The sequence below is a fragment of the Providencia sp. 2.29 genome, from assembly GCF_015832305.1.
GTDB lineage: Bacteria > Pseudomonadota > Gammaproteobacteria > Enterobacterales > Enterobacteriaceae > Providencia > Providencia stuartii.
Genome location: NZ_CP065420.1, coordinates 4,005,452 through 4,025,181, shown reverse-complemented (window position 1 = coordinate 4,025,181; position 19,730 = coordinate 4,005,452). Strand labels below are relative to the sequence as shown.

Below are 19,730 nucleotides of genomic sequence, written 5' to 3'. Positions count from 1 at the left end.
TTCTATCTGCATTATTCATAGGGATAGAGTGTAGCATAAATGACTGAGACAACCTCTCTGACACCACTCGTCGAATTGAAAGCACTTAATAAAGCTTTCGATGGCAAACAAATTATATCCGAGCTTGACTTAACCATCCAAAATGGTGAGTTTTTGACCATTTTAGGCCCTTCTGGCTGTGGCAAAACAACGGTTCTACGTTTAATTGCCGGCCTAGAAGATGTTGATGAAGGCAAAATTATTCTTGATGGTCAGGATATTACAGATATCCCTGCTGAGCAGCGTTTTGTGAATACGGTATTCCAAAGCTACGCTCTGTTCCCGCATATGACCGTTTTTGAAAACGTTGCTTTTGGTTTGCGTATGCAGAAAACCCCTGCTGACGAGATCCAAAAGCGAGTTGATCAAGCATTGCGTATGGTGCAGTTGGAGGATTTTGCACAACGTCGACCAAATCAACTCTCTGGTGGGCAGCAACAGCGCGTTGCGATCGCCCGTGCCGTCGTTAATCGTCCAAAAGTCCTTTTGCTGGATGAGTCTTTATCCGCACTTGATTATAAGCTACGTAAGCAGATGCAAAATGAGCTAAAAGCGCTGCAACGTAAATTGGGGATCACCTTTATTTTCGTTACCCATGATCAAGAAGAAGCCCTTGCAATGTCAGATCGTATTATTGTTATGCGTGAAGGCAAAATTGAGCAAGATGGCTCGCCGCGTGAAATTTACGAAGAGCCTAAAAACCTCTTTGTGGCTCAATTTATTGGTGAAATCAATATTTTTGATGCAAAAGTCTTATATCGCATTGATGAACAACGTATTCGTGCCAATGTTGAAGGGCATGAATGTGACATTTTTACCACTTTACCTGTCCAAGAAGGCCAATCGGTTCATGTTTTATTACGCCCGGAAGATTTGCGCGTAGAAGAGGTGAACGATGCAGAAAACTATCCCGGTTTAATCGGTTATGTGCGTGAACGTAACTATAAGGGAATGACGTTAGATTCTGTGGTAGAGATGGAAGATGGCAAAATCATCATGGTCAGCGAATTCTTCAATGAAGATGACCCAGATGTAGACCACTCCTTAAACCAAAAAGTTGCTGTAACTTGGGTTGAAAGCTGGGAGGTGGTACTGGATGATCAGGCGTAAACACAAGATCTTACAAAATGTCATTATCACGGGCGTGGTGGCATGGCTATTACTCTTTGTATTTTTGCCTAACATCATGATCATTGGTACGAGCTTTTTAACACGCAGTGATACCAATCTTGTTGATATGATCTTTACATGGGATAACTACATCCGTTTGTCTGATCCCATGTATGCTGAGGTGATGCTCCACTCGTTGAATATGGCGCTGATCGCCACTTTCTTCTGCTTAGTTATCGGTTATCCTTTTGCCTTTATTTTGGCGAAATTACCTAAACGCCTACAGCCTTTAATGCTCTTTTTGTTGATAGTGCCTTTCTGGACTAACTCTTTAATTCGCATTTATGGGCTAAAAGTGTTTTTGAGTACGAAAGGGTACTTGAATGATTTCTTGCTGTGGATAGGGCTTATCGATAAGCCGATACGTCTGATGTATACACCTGAAGCGGTTGTGTTAGGGCTTATCTATATTTTATTACCCTTTATGGTCATGCCGCTTTATTCCAGTATTGAAAAGTTGGATAAGTCTTACTTAGAAGCCGCAAGAGATCTCGGTGCTAACAAACTCCAGACATTTGTGAAGATAATTATTCCATTGACTATGCCTGGGATTATCGCCGGCTGCTTACTTGTTTTACTGCCAGCGATGGGGCTGTTCTATGTTGCGGATCTGATGGGGGGAGCGAAAAACCTCTTGATAGGGAACGTTATTAAGAGCCAGTTCCTAAATATTCGCGATTGGCCGTTTGGTGCGGCAACCAGCATCTTCTTAACGGTGATGATGGGGCTGTTGCTGTATGTGTATTACCGAGCTGCTAAGCTATTGAATAAAAAGGCATATGAAGAATGATCGGTCGCACGTTACGAGGTGGCTTTATGGCCATCGTCTACGCTTATCTTTATATTCCAATTATCATTTTGATTGTGAACTCGTTCAATGAATCGCGTTTTGGGATCAGTTGGCAAGGTTTTTCAACCAAATGGTATGAGCTGTTAATCAACAACGATAGTTTGTTGCAAGCGGCAGGACATTCATTAACGATGGCGATTATTTCTGCCACGTTTGCGACAATTATCGGTACGTTAACGGCAGTTGCACTGTTTCGTTATCGTTTTAGAGGGAAACCCTTTGTCGGTGGTATGTTATTTGTTGTGATGATGTCGCCGGATATCGTTATGGCCATTTCTCTACTGGTATTGTTTATGCTTTTAGGGGTTTCGCTTGGTTTTTGGTCGCTACTGTTTTCACACATTACTTTTTGTCTACCTTTCGTGGTGGTTACCGTCTATGCGAGGCTGAAAGATTTTGATGTGAAAATGCTAGAGGCAGCGCGTGACCTTGGTGCGGGTGAGTTTACTATTTTACGTAAAATTATCCTGCCGTTAGCGTTTCCTGCGGTCGTGGCAGGCTGGCTATTAAGCTTTACCTTATCGATGGATGACGTTGTGGTCTCCTCCTTCGTTACAGGCCCTAGCTATGAAATTTTACCGCTAAAAATCTACTCGATGGTAAAAGTGGGCGTTTCCCCAGAGGTTAACGCATTGGCGACTGTATTGTTGATCATGTCGCTAGTATTAGTCTGTTTGAGCCAGTGGGTGATGAGAGATAAGTTTTCGAAATAGCTCAAATAATTTTTTGTGTTGTAAATGTCGCGAGCTATTGGGTTCGGTAGCTCGCATACTTAATGCCATTTGGCGAAGAGGGTGAGCTCTAGATGAGCTTATACGATATATATACGCAAGATAATTCAAGCGATTAGCGGCTAAATAAAGTCATTAATGGTCACTTGAAATATGGCGAGTATAAGAAAACACTTTGTTGAGGGATGCTCAGTAATGAAAAAATGGTCCTATCTACTAGCGGCTGGCTTAATGGCTGCAAGTATTGGCACGGCAACCGCCGCAGACGAAAATAAAGACGTACTGTATTTCTATAACTGGACAGAATATGTTCCCCCCGGTTTATTAGAGCAATTTACTAAAGAAACTGGGATCAAGGTGATTTACTCCACCTACGAATCAAATGAAAGTATGTACACCAAGCTTAAGACCTATAAAGAAGGGGCTTATGATTTGGTCGTTCCTTCTACTTATTTTATTTCTAAAATGAGTAAAGAGGGGATGCTACAAAAAATCGATAAACAAAAACTAAGTAATTTTAAAAACCTAGATCCGAATTTACTGTATAAAGAGTTCGATCCACAAAATGATTTTTCCGTTCCTTATATTTGGGGAGCGACGGGGATCGGTATTAATGGTGAGGCCGTTGACCCAGGCTCAATCACCTCTTGGGCCGATTTTTGGAAACCTGAATATAAAAATAGCCTGTTAATGATGGATGATGCACGAGAAGTATTCCAAGTTGCACTCACAAAACTCGGTTATTCAGGTAACACAACCGATCCTAAAGAGATTGAAGAGGCTTATAAAGAGTTACAAAAACTACGTCCAAATATCCTTGCATTTAACTCTGATAACCCAGCAACGCCGTTTATCGAAGGTGAGGTTGATGTCGGCATGCTGTGGAATGGTTCAGCCTTTGTTGCTCGCCAAGCAGGTTTACCGATTGAAGTGATTTGGCCAAAAGAAGGGGGAATTTTCTGGATGGATAGCTTAGCTATTCCAGCCAATGCGAAAAACCCTGAAGGGGCACATAAGTTGATCAACTTCTTATTACGTCCTGATATTGCAGCACAAGTTGCCGAATCTATTGGTTACCCAACGCCAAACCTTGAAGCGAAGAAAATGCTACCACCGGAAATTGCTAATGACCCGTCTCTTTATCCAAGTGAAGAGGTATTGCAAAAAGGGGAATGGCAAAGTGATGTTGGCAATACCAACATTATTTATGAAGAGTATTTCCAGAAGTTAAAAGCAGGACGTTAATCAAACCAAAAGGCACCGTAATGAAGCCCCCAACGTTATGGGAGTACTTCATAATTACGGTGCTTTTTTGTTGTTAATACGGATTATAGCCGATAAAAGTAGATGTTGTTTATTCTTATATCACTCAATTAGTTGGCAACATTTCGGATAACAAACTGGCAATAAGTATCCACCCACGCCTGAATAAATGCTTGGCTTTTCGGCGCAAAATTATGTTGTTCATCAACCATACCTTCAAACCATTTCAAATAACATTCAGGTTGATTCATGGTTGGCATATTTAAAGATGCTAGACAGATACGCAAGTGCTGCTGCGCAATTGCAGTACTGATATTGCCTGTTGATACCCCTAAAATGCCTGCTGGTTTACCATTCCATGAATTATTCCCCGCAGGGCGCGATGCGTGGTCAATCGCATTCTTTAATACACCCGGGATTGAACGGTTGTATTCAGGCGTGACAAAAATAATCCCATCACACTCGGCAATTTGTGATTTAAAGTTAGCGACAACGCTGGGTAGCTGTTTATCGGCATCTTGGTTATATAAAGGAAGCTCACTGATATCGAGAAAGTTAAATGTGAAATGATCAGGGAAAAGCTTCACTAAGGCTTCTGCAACTTGGCGGTTGTATGAGTTTGTGCGTAGACTGCCAACGATGACACCAATTTTATATTGATTCGACATAATTAAACCTTCTCTAGTGTGAATGGATGCTTCGCTGATATATTTTAGCGCTTTATCACTCTATAAAGCCAATTCTGGATATATAAAAATGGTGGGTAATCAAAAGCAGGCAGGTTATTATCGGTTTATAGTACTTATAACTATCTGAATAACTAAAATAAAATCGACCAATCAATCTGTATCATTTTCCATGACAGTTTGGCGACAAAAAATGCGTGTTTAGCAATAAAAGCCTATTTCAATTTTGTGTTAGCCTAAAAGTCTATTAATAACTAAGTTCAGGTAAGGTTTATGCAATTCATTGAATGGGATGATTTTACTCGTGTTGAAATGCGCGTTGGCACAATTATTAAAGCAGAAGTGAACAGTAAAGCTAAAAAACCCGCCTACGTGATGGACGTCGATCTGGGTGAATTAGGTGTGAAGCGCTCAAGTGCACAGATCACTGTAAATTACACCCTTGAGGAACTGATCGGCAAACGAGTTTTATGTGTTTGTAATTTTGAGCCTAAACGTATTGCCGGTATTAAATCAGAGGTTTTGATCACAGGTGCACCGGATGAAAAAGGGGCGATAGTACTTGCTGAATTTAATCTACCGTTGCCTAACGGGGCATTACTTGCCTAAGTGATCAAGTGCATTTTTCCCCCTAAAAGGGCTATACTCCTCCTATTACCAGTAAAGAGGAGTGCGCTTTTGTTATTGCCTGAATTACATTATCGCCAATATTCCGAAGATGTGATTTCTCATCAACACGATGAGCAATGGCAGGTTGTCTTTGCGTTATCGGGGGGCATGGAAATTAATATGCATCGGCAGCATTTTCTATTAGCGGCGGGAAATGGTGTGGTCATTGCACCTGGTGTAAGTCATGCATTTAGCGGTCTATCAGGCAACCAAAATTATGTTTTAGAGATGCCAAGCACGTCTCCATGGGCACTTGATGACAAAGCAATGTCTTTTTCGCTAACTCCCGCTGCTATTGGGCTATTAAATTGGTTGCAGCGGTTTCCTCAACCCCTCGAACAACATACGACCATTGCAAAATTGCTGCTTGCTCAAATGAAACCTGAAGAGCAGTGGATTGATGGGGTGACCCGATGGATTGATGCACGCTTACATCTTCCACTCAGTTGCCAAGATATGGCGAATGCGTTTTGTATGTCAGTAAGTACGCTACAACGGAAAATTAAAGCGGCGACACAACTCACCGCAATGCAATTACTTGTACAAAGGCGCATGGAAGCGGCTTGCCGCTTGCTGATGACGGCGAATTCAATCGAGCAAGTTGCATTGTCTGTAGGCTATGATTCACACTCGGCTTTTAGCCAAGCATTCCGCCAATACTATGGTAAAACTCCTATGGAATATCGAACAGGAGCTATCAAGTTATCTATTCAGGTTTAAAACGCTGGCGGATATGCGCTTCATACTCACCATGTAAAAAATCAGTATTGATATTCGCTTGTTTAAGTTTGAGCTCTAATAAAGAAAGTTGCTTACTTAGAGGCTGGTAATTAGGATCATCATGAGCAAGCCCTTTTAGCATATCGACCAACGTGAGTGCATCTTTTCGGTACTGTAATTCGGGGGGCAAATACCCTGAGTTTTTTAAAATACGATAACCCGCTCGTAATTCAGGTGGAACTTGGCTATCGTCATCAAGTAAAAGCGGTTGTCCTTCGCCTTTCAGATTTTTTAGCTCACCTTTATTTAACGCTTCTTGAATATGGCGTTCTGCCCAATCATCAATAACAGACATAATGGTTTATTTAGTTGAAAAGGATAAGCTGATTATAACAGCGATGGCATAAAGATAGCTAAAATAGGGAAATAAAAATATTACATGGTTTATTATTCTTTGTGTAATTAGTAGGGAAAACCTAATCATGAATACGGATATTTGGAGGTGATTTTCTACTAAAAAGACCAAAAGTCAGGCTATTTAACGCTTAAAAAGAGAATAAATTACTCAGTAAATAGTGAAAAACTGTTATCTGAACCACATTTTCATTAATTATCGGTGTTTTTTATTTAAAGGTTAAATTAATTATTTATTTAAGTCATGATGACTTTTAATTCTATATTTTATGATTAAATTTTAATAGGGATGGGGTTTCAATCTAAAAATAAATAAATTGTTGAATCAGCGTTATATTTTTGAAAATAGCTAAATGGCAAAACATTGTGTAATGTCCATTTCTCTTGTTTATAAGGAGAAAATATGGAACAAAAAAAACAAGATGGGAGCCGTTTGTTACGCACGGTGGAATGGTTAGGCAATGCCTTACCTCACCCAGTCATTTTATTCATTATTTTAACTGCAATTTTATTGGTCTCCTCAGCAATTGGTCAATATTTTGGAGTCAGCGTTGCTGATCCACGTCCAGAAGGGGCAAAAGGGCGTGCTGCGGATGGGGTTATTCATGTTGTCAGTCTATTAGACGCTGAAGGTATCCGTAAAATCCTTTCTAATGTTGTTACTAACTTTACGGGCTTTGCTCCTCTTGGCACGGTGTTAGTTGCCTTATTAGGGGTTGGGATTGCCGAACGAGCTGGGCTTTTATCTGCGGCGATGCGTTTAGTGGTTATCAAAGCACCGCGTAAGCTAACGACAGTGGCAATTGTGTTTGCGGGGATCATGTCAAATACCGCCGCCGAATTGGGCTATGTAGTACTAATCCCACTGGCTGCGATTATCTTCCATTCACTTGGTCGCCATCCGCTAGCAGGTCTTGCCGCTGCCTTTGCAGGGGTTTCGGGGGGGTATTCTGCCAACTTATTATTAGGTACTGTCGACCCACTGCTTTCTGGTATTACCCAGCAGGCTGCGCAAATTATTGATCCAACCTATACAGTCGGGGCAGAAGCGAACTGGTATTTTATGTTTGCCAGTACATTCCTAATCACTATTTTAGGTTATTTCATCACTGAAAAAATTGTTGAACCACAATTAGGGCCTTACCAAGGTGGCGGTGTTGATGAAGATGAAGATAAATTACGTGCTGATGCTGAAGTAACCCCACTTGAGAAAAAAGCGCTGTTTTGGGCATCGGTGACCTTTTGGGGATTAGCCGCCATACTTGCCCTTATGGTCGTGCCAGAAAATGGTATTTTACGTAATCAAGAAACCGGATTAGTCAGTAATTCACCATTCTTAAAATCCATTGTGGTATTCATTTTTATCTTCTTTGCGATCCCAGGCATTGTGTATGGCTATGTCGCTAAAACCATGCGCTCTGATAAAGATATCGTAGATGCCATGGCAAACGCAATGAGTACTCTAGGATTATATTTAGTTATTATTTTCTTTGCTGCACAGTTTGTTGCCTTCTTTGGTTGGACAAATATCGGGCAAGTGGTCGCAGTGAAAGGCGCCAATTTCTTAAACAGTATCGATTTACATGGTGGTGTGCTGTTTATTGGCTTTATTATTATCTGTGCCTTTATCAACTTAATGATAGGCTCTGCTTCTGCTCAGTGGGCGGTGACTGCACCTATTTTTGTGCCAATGTTAATGTTAGCGGGTTATGCACCAGAGACAATCCAAGCGGCATACCGTATTGGTGACTCGGTAACCAATATTATTACTCCAATGATGAGTTATTTTGGTTTAATTATGGCTATCGTTGTGAAATATAAGAAAGATGCCGGGATTGGTACATTGGTCTCTATGATGTTGCCTTATTCAATCATTTTCCTTATTGGCTGGTCACTGTTCTTTGTGATTTGGGTATTTGTACTCGGACTACCCGTAGGTCCTGGTTCTCCGATTTACTTTACTCCCGCGAGCTAACTTGTTTTAAAGAAAAAGGTAGCGCAACTTCATTGGCTACCTTTTTATTATCTTTGATGGATATAACTTCAATACAAATATCAAACTTATTGAATAAACATTTTTACCGACTTGGTTGGCATATTTATGGCATTAAGGGGGATGGTGTCGGCGTACGTTCATCATTGATAACTTTACCAAACCGAGGGCTACCTTGGTTCCATTCTGCAACGGCTGCGGTGATTTCAGCTTTTGTGCGACCAATAAAATTCCACCACATCAAAACAGATTCATTCAGAGGCTCACCACCTAATAATAGAATGTGGCTATTGGCTGAAAGTTGTAGTGAGACTTGCGACAAGCCTTGGCCTAAATAGATCAACTCATTGTGATGACTGCGCTGTGAATCGATAATCGCATCCCCTTCGATAACAAAAATGCCATATTCAAATTCAGGGCGTAGCGTTAGTGATAATGAGTGATTATTGCGGGTGGTGATATCTAAGCCTAATAAAGAAGAAAACGATAATGTGGGGGCTTTATAAGAATCATACTCCCCAATGAGTAATTGATATTCGATATCTCCAACTGACCATTTGGGTAAAATAGGGTAATGATCAAAGCGAGGGGGCATATCTTTCACGGCTTCTGGTAGTGCTATCCATAGTTGTACGGCATGTAAATGGCGGTTTTCTCCATAGGTATCTTCGGAATGGCTAATTCCTTTACCTGCGGTCATTAAATTTACTTGGCCCGGGCGGATCACTTGTTCGTAGCCTAAACTGTCCCGATGTAGAATTTCGCCTTCAAGCATCCAAGTGAAGGTTTGCAGTGCAGTATGTGGGTGAGGCGCGACGCGCATACCAGCAGAGTCACCTTTAAATACAGTCGGGCCCGCATGGTCGAGAAAACACCAAGCACCAATTAAACGCCGTTGTTTTGTTGGTAATACCCTTGCGACAGGGATCCCACCAACATCTTTGATACGTGCATGAATGTGCTGGAAATCTAGGTTATTTTTCGGGGTCGGTATGCTCATTTTTACCTCTTATCAATAAAACAGGTTAGTGGCGAATATCTTGGTATTCAGGTGTTTTATCAAAAATAGCTTTGGCGAATGGGCAAAGAGGAATAATTTTACGCTTTTCAGAACGCATTCTTTCAACGACTTTTGCGACCAATTGTTTGGCAATACCTTGCCCTTTTAAGCTTTCATCAACGACGGTATGGTCAATAATAGCGAGTTCGTCTCCGGTATAGACAAAGGTAATTTCAGCAAGACGAGTCTGTTTATCATCCGCTAAGATAAAGAAGCTGTGGTGATCCGATTGAATATTTGGCATTTGATGCTCCATCGTATAATCGTTTATCTTTTTTAAGCCTAGCTAAGCTTTTGGCTAAAGACAATGATGGGATTTTGTTGAGTTCTCTCAAATAATTTGATGGAGCTTATTTTTAAATTGTGATGATGAATAAAATAAACAATCGGTTTTTTATATATTTATAAGGTATTTCTCGATTGAATAGTATTTTTATTTCAATGGAGAAGCCATGTGTTTTACATAATAAAGTCAGATGAACCCCAACAATCAATTTCTCATGCCACATCCAGCGGGCAGGAGCAGTTAAGTAAGACATTTGCTTATAATATTGATTCAGTTAACAACACAATAAAAAGCCAAAAGCTTGTTAGAGAGGCAATAAAAACACCACCTCGTGGTCAAAGTTCAGTGGAGAGAAAAAATAACCTCATTAAAGTAACTCAAAATAAAAGCGATCTTATTCGTTTCCAGCAGGAGCTGCTCAGTACCGCAGAAAATATATTGAAACACGTTGATTTATCCACGGAAGTGTTAGCTACAATATCGGATAAATTAAAGCAGTTAACGTGTGAACCAAACAGACTAATTCAATCAAGGGAATTGTTGCAGGCTAAAAAATTCGAAGAAAAATTAATTAAAATTATTCATCATGAAATGCTCAATAGTAATAATAGAATCTCTTTAAAAGATGTTGGGAAACTTTTTCAAAAAGAGCTAAGTAGGCATCTTAATAATAAAGATTGGCATACAATAGAAACAGCATTGAGTTATGGAAATAGCCAATATTCATTTATCTTAACTCCCGCATCTCAAATGAAATATTGTGGTGATAATCACGAGATATTTTGTGACAACAGCTATAAAGGGAAAGGTATTTGTTCGAAATCAGCAGAAGAGACGACCCACGCTGTTAATTTATGGCTTTCAGAGGTTAAAGATAATAATCAATCCACTTTATTTAGAATCTATCCCAAAAGGAATTGTCAGATAATACATAATGATAATTTCTGAGGGCGAAGCGTGACGGGCAACAAGTGGCAAATCAGTGATGAACTCTGGGAGAAAATGGCTCCTCTCATCCCGGAGCATAGAACTCAACACCCGCTGGGTACGCACCGCAAGCGGGTTGATAATCGCGCTGCAATGAACGCCATTTTCTTCGTACTCAGGACGGGTTGCCAGTGGAATGCGCTGAATGCCACCGGTATATGCTCGTCAAGCTCTGCTCACCGCCGATTTCAGGAGTGGCGGGATGCTGGCGTATTTGAACGCTTCAGGCAAAACGGGTTGCTTGCTTGCGAACAGTTGGACGCTATTGACTGGTCGTGGCTATCGATGGAGGGTTGTATGACCAAATCACCGCTGGCTGGTACAAAAAAACAGGCAGGAACCCTACAGACCGGGGGAAACGGGGCGTAAAGCGCAGTCTGATGACTGACGGGAACGGGCTTCCGCTTGCACTGGTTGTCGCTGGAGCAAATACACACGACATAAAGCTGGTTGCGGATACGCTCGATGCCCTCCAGACGGGCAGACCATGCAAGAGGCTCCGGTTGTGCATGGACAAAGGGTATGAAGCGGAATGGTTGGGATCGTATCTGAAAAGTCGTCGCTATGAACCTCATATCCAGTCACGGAAGGATGAGTCAGAAGCCATCAAAAACACGGATTTTAAGGCTCACCGTTGGGTTGTAGAGAGAACACACAGTTGGATGAATCGCTACCGTCGTGTCCTGACTCGTTGGGAGAAGAAAGTCGAGAATTATGAGGCGATGCTGCATTTTGCCTGTGGTGTCATTGTCTGGAATAAAAACCTATTGGGATAGGTTCTTAATAGCTCAGCTCTCTCATCGGAATTCAAACTACTACCAGATCGCTCAGCGTCGAATTTTGCTTTCCAGTTATAAAGTAATTTATCGGTGCTCCCTAAAGAAGCTGCCGCTTTTGGTATGCTATAACCTTGCTCGGTGACTAATGCGATCGCCTCTTGCTTAAATTCAGCGGTATAAAACCTATTTTTTCGTTTTTTCATTTAACACCTCAATAATTGGATTATATTCCATTATTAAAGTGTCCTGATTTAATTGCGCAGAATAATTAATATTCATCACGCATACTCAATTACTAATTTTACCCTAAGATTGAATGACAAAAAAAACAGCAATAACGAGTAATTCGTTAAATTTAGTTTCAGAGTGCGTATTAATATTTCAATCGCAATCTGGTAACTCACGTTATCATTTCCCAGGAAACTTAACATCTTATGAAAAATCTATTTAAAATCATAAAGTAATACACATAAAATCAAAAACTATTGGTGATAACGATCAATACAAACCAAACTAATAGTCATGAGCTATCATAAACAACAAAATTGATCGTCTTAAACTATTTCCCTCTCCTCTTAATTTACCTTAGTCTTTAGCACCAATAGTTTTGATATTGACCATATTTTAATTTGGTAAAACGAGTGGTTCGCGTTAATGAGATACAATATATCAAGTGCAAGTGTTCGCATAGGTGCATTTTTTCGAAAACACAGAAGATTACTAGGTATGTCGGGGAAAATATTAGGACAAAAATTAAATATCTCCCAACAACATATCTCTCGACTAGAACGAGGGCAAGCAACATTTTCAATCGAAATCATTCTGCAATTATTAAATGAGATTGATAAAACGTTACTTGATTTAATTGTCGAGGTATTTTATGAAGATCCCAGTGAAGTTTTAATTGAATATCAACGTTTGCGTTAATTCAGTACTGCATTAACACAAAAGAAAATAGCCTACATTTTCCATTAATCTGTTTTCTGGGATTATTTAAAGTTTTAAGATGAATTAGATTGGATATTTGTGTTGGTTTTTAATTAAAGTTTTATTTTTTATTATATAAAAAATTGGAATATGTATGCTTAAACGAATTCACTTTATTTTAACATTGTTATTAATGAGTATAACAATAACAGTATGTGCCGCACCTTCCATTGGTATTGGTAGTATGTATGATGTTTTTACACCGGAAACACAAAGCCTGACCAAACGCGTATATAATACAGGAACATCTACCGCATTTGTCCGTGTTGAGGTATTGGAGATTGATGTTACCCCGAAAATGAATCAACGCGAATCAACACAAAAAGAAGTTGACGCAGGCTCATTAACACAAGAACGACTCATTGTCTCACCACTAAGATTAATCATTCCTCCATCGGGCTTTCAGACTGTACGTATATTATGGTCAGGAGCGCGAGATAAAGAACGTTATTTTAGGATCCGTTTTACCCCTGTACTCCCAGAAGAAAATGATGGTTTTGGTATGAGCAAGGATGAAATAACTCAATACAAGAAAAACGCACTGGAGGCCGGAATTAATGTATTGACTGGGTATGGTAGTGTTGTTGTGATGCAACCTGAAAAACCTTTATTTAATACCGTTATTGACGATAGGAACAAACAAATAGCAATAATAAATAAAGGAAATGCTACCATTATATTAGATAATATCCGTTATTGTGAAAACGCAAAATCACATTGCGAGAACAAATCCCGAGAAATTATATTGCCTGGGAGGGAGTTTATTTTACAAAAAAAACAGAATAACAAAATCACCTTCACATTAATTGAAGGTGATAAATCAAAATCATTTAATTATTAACATTAACATCAATCTAGATAAATAATTAATTTTAATTTTGTTTTCTAGTTATAGAAAATAAATAAATAGGAAAACAGCGTTTTCCTTCTTTTTTTAATCATCATAAATGAGGTATTCACATGTTAAAAAAATCATTATCCGCGATTTTAATGTCTTGCGCGGCTTTAGGGTCAATGACTGTTCACGCTGCGGATGAACAACGCTACGCTATCGACTTAACGGCCACCATCCCAACAGATGATTTTCAAGTTATTCCTGTTGAGGGCGGCTGGGTTAATCAAACGCAAGAAATGGTTTATGATTTAGGAACTAAGAAGTTACAAGATTTCTCCAAGCAATTTCAATATAAAAATACATCCGGTGGTATTCAAGCAACCTTAACGAATACCGACTCAACTGGTACAGCTATCTTATCAAATGGAAAAGATACCATTCCGTTAACTGTTATCTTTAACGGTGTATCACTCAGCAATACGGCTAATACCGTAGTTGATGCCGCAGATGCCAAAGCAGGCGGTCGTGCTAATCTTCGCATTACACAAAAAACAGACACACCTCTAACTGTGACAGGCTCTTTTACTGGCCAAGTGGCAATGGTTTTTGAACCAGCGCTTGTCGCGCCTCCAGCTGGAGACAAATAAGTTACTCAAGTGATGAAGGCCTTTGAGGCCTTCATCCTTATTGCTTAGTCTAGTCGTTCGTTATTTCAATTGTGTTTGTGCATTTATCGAGTGACTAACTATTTTTTATAGTGTTTGTATTTTTTGATTTGGCTAAGAATGAATATGAAAGTATTATTTACTTTAATTCTAGCACCTGGAATAGCTTTGGGGGCAAATTTATTATCAGCAGGCAATACGATAAAAGTTCCTGATGAATTTAAGCAGTATTTTTATAATTCAGAAATTGTTTCTCAAGTGTATCTTAATGATTCTCCGCTTTTTGATGCTGTCTTTTCGCTTCATGAAAATGGACAAATTAATCTCCTACGAATTTTAGATGAAGAACCAGATATTAAACCTCAAGTTAAAAATGAGTGGGCTAATATTTTACAAAAAGGGATCTCATTAGGTGCATGTCACTCCTCCTGCCCTGCAGGACTAATCTCTGCTGAATATCGACTGGATAACTCCTCGTTAAAATTATTTACATCACACTACGAAACTGAGCAAGTAAACAATGACTATATCCATTTGCCTAGCACTCTGCCAAATGGTGTCATTATGCACAATAATTTATCTGCCGTTTCGGTAGCTTCAGCGAAGACATGGAACTTTACCTCATCTATCGTGTCCTCGCTTTTAGGATGGACACAAAAAATATCGCTGCAGACCTACGGCTCTAGCCAAGCCAATCAAACACAAGAAACCAATATTTATGCACTATACACACAAAAGGAATTAGCAGGTAACTTTATTCGCTTAGGTTTTTTTTCCCCGGACAGTGATAAGGGAAATGTTGAAACCAATGGATTTAGTACAGGCTCTGTTGCTGGAGCCATGTGGGGAACCTCAAATGCATTATTGATAAATAACGAAAGTGTCAGTGCTTACCCTATCTATGTCACCGCTGCCAATCAAGCAACGGCAGAAGTTTGGCTGGATAATCGCCTCATCTACTCGCAACAACTGCAACCAGGAATACAAGCTATTGACACTCGGCGTTTACCCAGCGGCATTTATAACATCACGATTAATACCCTAGAGAACGGTAAGATTGTGGATACTCAAATAGCTCAAGTATACAAGCCATTAGGATGGCAAAATCCCAATCAAAAATGGCGCTTAAATTTCTGGGGTGGGCAAAAAAGAGATTTAGTGATTAGCCGTAAGAACACCACCGAGAATAATAACGCGTTCATCGGCGGCGGTGCCGTCGATTACTTATTGACCCCCCGTGTTATCTTGGGAAGCAGTTTTTTAATGACCGCAGAAAAATATCAGCTCAGCGCAAGATCAACGGTAACACTGTCTTCCAATGATAGTCTTTTTGCCCAATATACCTTGACGGATGACGATTCACGAAAAAATTCGAGCGCAGATTTACGTTATTATCGGACGCTTTCACCGGGAAACTCGTTGAATGTCTTTTGGCGTCGAACTTCCCAGGATAGTTATCGCTCGACAGACTCGTCTAAGCAAGTTGGGAACGCGTGGGGGGCGTCAATGTTCACCCAATTACCGTGGGCGAGTTCACTGACATTGAATGGTCAATACATGAAAAATCCATCAAGAGAAGGGTTTGGGATTGATGCAGCATTGACAACAAAAGCCATTTTGGCTAATCGCGATGTTAATTTTCGAGTAAGTGCGTATGACCGACCTGGATTTAATCAAAAGAATCGGGAGCAAGGTGTGATGTTCGGAGTAAGCATGTCATTAATGCCGACTGCACAGCATACGTTATCAGTTGATGCGGGTATCAATGACAGTAACAGCTATTCGAGTTTAAATTATCAATGGCAACCCCAGGATGAAGGGGCACTACGGTGGCTAGGCGCTGGAATATCGCAAAGTGGTGGAAGCACACTCATTAACGGTAATGGCGCCTTGGAAAGTCGAGCGCTCAGTGGGGATGCTTATGTCCAGCATTATGTACAAGACAAAAGCACCACAGCGGGCATTAACTTAAGTCAGACACTTTTGTTGGGTGAAGGAAGACTTGCGGCGAGTAGTGGCGAACGTGGTTTAGGCATGGATTCGGCATTTATCGTAGATTTAGAATCAGATGACCCCGATATGCAAATTGTCGCTTCAGACAGTGTTAGCGAAACAAAGTTATTCCAGGGCCGAAATGTTATTCCTGCGGATGTCTGGAAAAATGAGTCCATCCAGTTTTACAGCATGGGTGAACATAACGGAAAAGTTTTTCCTGAATATGAATCAATGCAAATGAATCGAGGTAGTGTGAAATATTTAAAATTAAAGGCCATCAAAACAACAGTGCTTGTGGGGATGCTGCAAGACAACCGAGGTCAAATGTTAAGACATCGTCAGGTGATTAGTGATATTAGTAGCGGCGTGATTAATGCTGAGGGCGTTTTAACATTAGATACGGGCATCAATAACCAAAAACTCACTGTCTTAGCCGATGGTCAATTACCCGCCTTATCGTGCCAGTTACCGGACGCCCTGTCATCGGAAAAAGCCGTACAGTTTTTTCCTGTTATTCGTTGTTCATCAATGGAGGGGTTATAATGCGTTATTTTCATTACATTCTTGGTATCGTCATGTTGGTACTCAGCGCATTTGCCCACAGTGTAACGATTAATCTAACCGCAAAATTCACACCGGCGATAAATAACAGTAACAGTGACGGCGTTTTTACCAATACAACACCGCAGAGTGGGTATTGTGTTCAGTATCCCGATAGGTGTCCCGGAGAAATGTTCAGCGTTAATTTACCGTTATCAACAACCATCTCCTATCCGATCGTTGCTTATAACGAACCTCGAGATGGACCTTATTTTAACTTTCCTAAAACTCCCAGAACACTCACAGTAAGGAATCAGGATACCGGGGAATCATTTGACGTTATATTTAGGATAACTAATTACTCAGCGAGGTATCGGCACAATACAGGACAACACGATTGGACAACAAGCTCTTTTGTGTACACACCTTCGGGAGGTGGATGTGGCTATGGTGGACTAGCACAGGTTGCAGAGGCGTGGTATCTCTTTATGTGGACAACGTTAAATAACACTAGTCCTTGCCATAAAATTAGCACCATAGGCAGAACGGAACCTTCCAAATTTTATGACATGAGCATCGGTTACTCATTAGTGGCTAAAGATAACTTATTAACTGTAGGTTCAGGAATCTATACGGGGAAATTATCATTTTCCGTAGGTCAAGGAGGCGATTTTGATTTTGGTGATAACTACCAAGCCGATGACAGCGTTGTTGATATCAATCTCATTCTTTCTGTTAATCATGATTTAACCGTCACTACAACGCCAGAAGGTCGTGCGTTATCATTGCAACCTTGTAGTGTAGGTAAAGTTTGTACGGAAGAACAGGGAAAACGAAACTGGGAACGTTGGATGATAACAAAAATCACTCCTCAGCTTACTGCTCGAAGTGACTTTTTAATTTCTTCAACGGGCTCATTTACAGCTTATTTGCAATGTGAATATATTCAAGGTGAACATTGTGCTATAAAAAGTGACAATAATGGACAACTGGTTCCTGTAAAAGCGTATTTGAGCTTACCAAATAATATTATTAATCAGAAAACCAATAGCACGGTTACACGTGCGCTAATGCCAATCCATAAGGATATAGTAAATAATACGTTTTCAACACGAGATATTGGAAGTAATCGTAAGGGAAGCATCGATTTTTTGGTCACTCAGCATGATGTTGATACTATGCTCTTGACAAGACCGGATACTTACCGAGGAACAGTGACCGTTATCTTTGACCCGAATATATATTAATTTGAAACGAAATGAGTGGATCTAGTAGATATGAAAGTCTGGAGATCGGTGAGTAACCCCCAGTGTTAGCATCGTTGTCGTCTAGATTTTTAAGGAGATAACTATGCTAGCTAATCCAGTTCCAATTGATGTGAAAACGAAAGGTCAAACTTAGTTGTTACTACCGTATAATTGGGCTCACCGAAGAATTGTTAAAGAATTAGATGTGAGTCCTTCCGTGGTCTAAGTGGAGAAGTGAACTTGTTGAAAGCGGTCTATTGTCTACAGAATTGCCGTTAGAAAATGCTACTGCTGATTTTTCAGCGGAGCAGAGATTTTTCATCGTGATTGAAACTGCAACAATGTCTGAGCGCGAGTTAGCTGAATACTGTAGGTCTAAAGGGGTATTTGTCGATGACGTTAAAGCTTGGCGAGCACTATCATCTATTTATGCAGAAACGGAACTTATTCCAACAGAATCTCAGTCTGTAATTTTCGACGAGATTACTTCTACGACAATAAGGCATTCAATCTAATTTACAGGAAACTACAGAATCCAATCTCACATATCTGGTCATATAATTCCTTCATACTGGGCAAGCTTGGAAGATATGAAAAATGTTCAATGCCCTTAATGGTTTTGGCATATTACCAAATCAAAAAACATACAGTGATGAAATGCTAAATGTCCGAGGAGGCCCTGTAACGAGATTCTTTTATGGTACTAATTCCTTTACTGGAATCGCTTATCTTGATGCAGAGTAGGGGGGGAGAATAAAATATTGACCTTTTATTGTGTCACTCAGAACTGTTCTGCACAACAAAATTAGGACACTCTTCTGGTTGGATTTTCAGGACAGGGTTTATTGTTGATTAATTCTTTCTCGCAATCTCGTTCATAAGCTCTTTTCCAAGTATAAAAAGTTTCTCTACTGCTCCCAAAATGACGACAAGTTTTAGCAATATTTTTGCTCTCGCGGGCATGATTTTAGATTTTTGTTTTATGTGCAATATCTCGTTTAGCTTTAATATTCATCATATCTGATCTCCGACTGCAATTAGAAAAAACTAATTGTCAACCGAAATCCAGACTTTGATAAATTTATTTTCAGCAATGAAATAAACAAATCGCTGAATAACACACAACACCATTATCCGCATCATTGATGTGGATAAATTGAATAAATCATTGAGCACCACAGGTTCTAAATAAACTAGCCTTTGGATTTAATTAATCTATATTCATTATTGGATGAATCTACCACAGGAATAAATAAAGAATGATATTTCGCATACGTTGCCGGAAATTGCTGACTTAATCTAACAGAAACCTGAGAAAAAAATTGATCGATCGGCATATCGAGAATATACAATAAGCGGATCAAGGTATCGACATCAATATGACACACACCGTTCTCATAGCGGGATATTTGTTGTTGTGATACATTCAGTTGCTCACCCAATTGTTTACCTGTCATGCAGCGAGCCTTACGGATAAAATAAATTTGCCGGCCAATGATCAAACTGAGCTGCTGCTTTGACGTTAGATTTTTATACAGGTTTTCACCATCGCCTATGACATTAAAGTACTCGCAATAGACATGCTTATCCATAATTTTTCATTCCTCACTTTCAGCTAAAAAATCAAAGATAACGTAACAGAACAAATTAGTTCGATGCGTTATTCTTAGAGCGAAGTTTACTGCTTTCTTAAAGAAAATCAATCCCTGAATAATAGTATAAACTAGATAAATATTTATACTTACATGCTATATGTGTTATTGCAAAACAAAAATAACGCTATAAAACCAACCACTACAAAAAACCAAAAAGGA

Annotated in this window: 20 protein-coding genes and 2 pseudogenes; 15 read left to right on the top strand and 7 right to left on the bottom strand. The window is 39.8% G+C overall.

Annotated elements, in window-relative coordinates; all coding sequences use genetic code 11:
• Nucleotides 1-39 precede the first annotated feature (39 nt).
• The 4 genes from potA (at nt 40) to potD (ending at nt 4,035) form a co-directional block, all read left to right on the top strand.
• Entirely contained in the window at nt 40-1,149 is a 1,110-nt protein-coding gene (gene potA / locus I3B46_RS19070) for a spermidine/putrescine ABC transporter ATP-binding protein PotA (protein ID WP_004917339.1), read from the top strand.
• Nucleotides 1,136-1,999, top strand: a complete 864-nt coding sequence (gene potB / locus I3B46_RS19065) for a spermidine/putrescine ABC transporter permease PotB (RefSeq protein ID WP_004917336.1) — start codon at nt 1,136-1,138, stop codon at nt 1,997-1,999. The genes potA and potB overlap by 14 nt, the downstream gene beginning before the upstream one ends.
• Nucleotides 1,996-2,772, top strand: a complete 777-nt coding sequence (potC, locus tag I3B46_RS19060; RefSeq protein WP_004917333.1) for a spermidine/putrescine ABC transporter permease PotC — start codon at nt 1,996-1,998, stop codon at nt 2,770-2,772. The genes potB and potC overlap by 4 nt, the downstream gene beginning before the upstream one ends.
• Before the next feature lie 213 nt (nt 2,773-2,985).
• Nucleotides 2,986-4,035 carry a spermidine/putrescine ABC transporter substrate-binding protein PotD gene (gene potD / locus I3B46_RS19055; protein WP_014657409.1) on the top strand — a complete coding sequence of 350 codons (1,050 nt, stop codon included), beginning with the start codon at nt 2,986-2,988 and terminating at the stop codon, nt 4,033-4,035.
• Between the two features lie 128 nt (nt 4,036-4,163).
• Here potD and I3B46_RS19050 read toward each other — a convergent pair whose 3' ends face one another.
• Entirely contained in the window at nt 4,164-4,721 is a 558-nt protein-coding gene (locus tag I3B46_RS19050) for an NADPH-dependent FMN reductase (protein WP_072502733.1), read from the bottom strand.
• Nucleotides 4,722-5,012: 291 nt separating this feature from the next.
• Here I3B46_RS19050 and I3B46_RS19045 point away from each other — a divergent pair, with 291 nt between their 5' ends.
• Both I3B46_RS19045 and I3B46_RS19040 read left to right on the top strand, forming a co-directional pair.
• The gene (locus tag I3B46_RS19045) at nt 5,013-5,348 is read left to right on the top strand and encodes a tRNA-binding protein (RefSeq protein ID WP_004917327.1); all 336 of its coding nucleotides are present in this window, start codon (nt 5,013-5,015) and stop codon (nt 5,346-5,348) included.
• Nucleotides 5,349-5,417: 69 nt separating this feature from the next.
• Nucleotides 5,418-6,128 carry a helix-turn-helix transcriptional regulator gene (locus I3B46_RS19040; RefSeq protein ID WP_104873198.1) on the top strand — a complete coding sequence of 237 codons (711 nt, stop codon included), beginning with the start codon at nt 5,418-5,420 and terminating at the stop codon, nt 6,126-6,128.
• On the opposite strand, the gene I3B46_RS19035 is transcribed toward I3B46_RS19040, so the two are convergent.
• Nucleotides 6,115-6,483: a DUF1992 domain-containing protein gene (locus tag I3B46_RS19035; protein ID WP_004917323.1), complete on the bottom strand. Its 369-nt coding sequence runs from the start codon at nt 6,481-6,483 to the stop codon at nt 6,115-6,117. The two genes, I3B46_RS19040 and I3B46_RS19035, sit on opposite strands and share 14 nt — an antisense overlap.
• 462 nt (nt 6,484-6,945) lie before the next feature.
• Here I3B46_RS19035 and I3B46_RS19030 point away from each other — a divergent pair, with 462 nt between their 5' ends.
• Nucleotides 6,946-8,517, top strand: a complete 1,572-nt coding sequence (locus I3B46_RS19030) for an AbgT family transporter (RefSeq protein WP_060561449.1) — start codon at nt 6,946-6,948, stop codon at nt 8,515-8,517.
• A 124-nt stretch (nt 8,518-8,641) separates the two neighbouring features.
• Here the strand turns inward: I3B46_RS19030 and I3B46_RS19025 are convergent, their stop codons facing one another.
• Nucleotides 8,642-9,535: a pirin family protein gene (locus I3B46_RS19025; RefSeq protein ID WP_014657413.1), complete on the bottom strand. Its 894-nt coding sequence runs from the start codon at nt 9,533-9,535 to the stop codon at nt 8,642-8,644.
• Nucleotides 9,536-9,560: 25 nt separating this feature from the next.
• Complete coding sequence (locus I3B46_RS19020) at nt 9,561-9,851, bottom strand: GNAT family N-acetyltransferase (RefSeq protein ID WP_004917316.1); 291 nt, start codon at nt 9,849-9,851, stop codon at nt 9,561-9,563.
• A gap of 198 nt (nt 9,852-10,049) precedes the next feature.
• Here I3B46_RS19020 and I3B46_RS19015 point away from each other — a divergent pair, with 198 nt between their 5' ends.
• Both I3B46_RS19015 and I3B46_RS19010 read left to right on the top strand, forming a co-directional pair.
• Entirely contained in the window at nt 10,050-10,829 is a 780-nt protein-coding gene (locus I3B46_RS19015; protein WP_231405882.1) for an inositol phosphate phosphatase SopB, read from the top strand.
• Between the two features lie 9 nt (nt 10,830-10,838).
• Nucleotides 10,839-11,644 (top strand): annotated as a pseudogene (locus I3B46_RS19010) (IS5 family transposase).
• On the opposite strand, the gene I3B46_RS22790 reads toward I3B46_RS19010, so the two are convergent.
• Entirely contained in the window at nt 11,581-11,850 is a 270-nt protein-coding gene (locus I3B46_RS22790) for a transposase (protein ID WP_004916000.1), read from the bottom strand. The pseudogene I3B46_RS19010 and the gene I3B46_RS22790 sit on opposite strands and share 64 nt — an antisense overlap.
• A 451-nt stretch (nt 11,851-12,301) precedes the next feature.
• On the opposite strand from I3B46_RS22790, the gene I3B46_RS19000 reads away from it, so the two are divergent.
• The 6 genes from I3B46_RS19000 (at nt 12,302) to I3B46_RS18975 (ending at nt 18,431) form a co-directional block, all read left to right on the top strand.
• Nucleotides 12,302-12,574, top strand: coding sequence for a helix-turn-helix domain-containing protein (locus tag I3B46_RS19000; RefSeq protein WP_004916087.1), 273 nt, complete (start codon nt 12,302-12,304; stop codon nt 12,572-12,574).
• A gap of 154 nt (nt 12,575-12,728) precedes the next feature.
• Nucleotides 12,729-13,475 (top strand): hypothetical protein, encoded by a 747-nt coding sequence (locus I3B46_RS18995; protein ID WP_163762196.1) that lies wholly within the window; start codon nt 12,729-12,731, stop codon nt 13,473-13,475.
• Between the two features lie 119 nt (nt 13,476-13,594).
• Nucleotides 13,595-14,116 carry a CS1 type fimbrial major subunit gene (locus I3B46_RS18990; RefSeq protein WP_048608147.1) on the top strand — a complete coding sequence of 174 codons (522 nt, stop codon included), beginning with the start codon at nt 13,595-13,597 and terminating at the stop codon, nt 14,114-14,116.
• Between the two features lie 144 nt (nt 14,117-14,260).
• On the top strand, nt 14,261-16,672 hold the full coding sequence (locus I3B46_RS18985; RefSeq protein ID WP_163762195.1) for a TcfC E-set like domain-containing protein: 2,412 nt from the start codon (nt 14,261-14,263) through the stop codon (nt 16,670-16,672).
• Nucleotides 16,672-17,916, top strand: a complete 1,245-nt coding sequence (locus I3B46_RS18980) for a hypothetical protein (RefSeq protein WP_163762194.1) — start codon at nt 16,672-16,674, stop codon at nt 17,914-17,916. Before I3B46_RS18985 ends, I3B46_RS18980 begins: the two co-directional genes overlap by 1 nt.
• Nucleotides 17,917-18,173: 257 nt before the next feature.
• The gene (locus I3B46_RS18975; RefSeq protein WP_163762193.1) at nt 18,174-18,431 is read left to right on the top strand and encodes a hypothetical protein; all 258 of its coding nucleotides are present in this window, start codon (nt 18,174-18,176) and stop codon (nt 18,429-18,431) included.
• A 293-nt stretch (nt 18,432-18,724) separates the two neighbouring features.
• Here I3B46_RS18975 and I3B46_RS21950 read toward each other — a convergent pair.
• A pseudogene (locus I3B46_RS21950) lies at nt 18,725-18,934 on the bottom strand (helix-turn-helix domain-containing protein); the annotation flags it as partial.
• Nucleotides 18,935-19,109: 175 nt separating this feature from the next.
• Nucleotides 19,110-19,508, bottom strand: a complete 399-nt coding sequence (locus tag I3B46_RS18965; RefSeq protein ID WP_004917104.1) for a helix-turn-helix domain-containing protein — start codon at nt 19,506-19,508, stop codon at nt 19,110-19,112.
• Between the last annotated feature and the right edge of the window lie 222 nt (nt 19,509-19,730).

Bases quoted from the DNA above. Each gene is read 5' to 3' on its own strand.
- potA (WP_004917339.1), top strand. From the start codon at position 40: ATGACTGAGACAACCTCTCTGACACCACTCGTCGAATTGAAAGCACTT.
- potB (WP_004917336.1), top strand. From the start codon at position 1,136: ATGATCAGGCGTAAACACAAGATCTTACAAAATGTCATTATCACGGGC.
- potC (WP_004917333.1), top strand. From the start codon at position 1,996: ATGATCGGTCGCACGTTACGAGGTGGCTTTATGGCCATCGTCTACGCT.
- potD (WP_014657409.1), top strand. From the start codon at position 2,986: ATGAAAAAATGGTCCTATCTACTAGCGGCTGGCTTAATGGCTGCAAGT.
- I3B46_RS19050 (WP_072502733.1), bottom strand. From the start codon at position 4,721: ATGTCGAATCAATATAAAATTGGTGTCATCGTTGGCAGTCTACGCACA.
- I3B46_RS19045 (WP_004917327.1), top strand. From the start codon at position 5,013: ATGCAATTCATTGAATGGGATGATTTTACTCGTGTTGAAATGCGCGTT.
- I3B46_RS19035 (WP_004917323.1), bottom strand. From the start codon at position 6,483: ATGTCTGTTATTGATGATTGGGCAGAACGCCATATTCAAGAAGCGTTA.
- I3B46_RS19030 (WP_060561449.1), top strand. From the start codon at position 6,946: ATGGAACAAAAAAAACAAGATGGGAGCCGTTTGTTACGCACGGTGGAA.
- I3B46_RS19025 (WP_014657413.1), bottom strand. From the start codon at position 9,535: ATGAGCATACCGACCCCGAAAAATAACCTAGATTTCCAGCACATTCAT.
- I3B46_RS19020 (WP_004917316.1), bottom strand. From the start codon at position 9,851: ATGGAGCATCAAATGCCAAATATTCAATCGGATCACCACAGCTTCTTT.
- I3B46_RS22790 (WP_004916000.1), bottom strand. From the start codon at position 11,850: ATGAAAAAACGAAAAAATAGGTTTTATACCGCTGAATTTAAGCAAGAG.
- I3B46_RS19000 (WP_004916087.1), top strand. From the start codon at position 12,302: ATGAGATACAATATATCAAGTGCAAGTGTTCGCATAGGTGCATTTTTT.
- I3B46_RS18995 (WP_163762196.1), top strand. From the start codon at position 12,729: ATGCTTAAACGAATTCACTTTATTTTAACATTGTTATTAATGAGTATA.
- I3B46_RS18990 (WP_048608147.1), top strand. From the start codon at position 13,595: ATGTTAAAAAAATCATTATCCGCGATTTTAATGTCTTGCGCGGCTTTA.
- I3B46_RS18985 (WP_163762195.1), top strand. From the start codon at position 14,261: ATGAAAGTATTATTTACTTTAATTCTAGCACCTGGAATAGCTTTGGGG.
- I3B46_RS18980 (WP_163762194.1), top strand. From the start codon at position 16,672: ATGCGTTATTTTCATTACATTCTTGGTATCGTCATGTTGGTACTCAGC.
- I3B46_RS18965 (WP_004917104.1), bottom strand. From the start codon at position 19,508: ATGGATAAGCATGTCTATTGCGAGTACTTTAATGTCATAGGCGATGGT.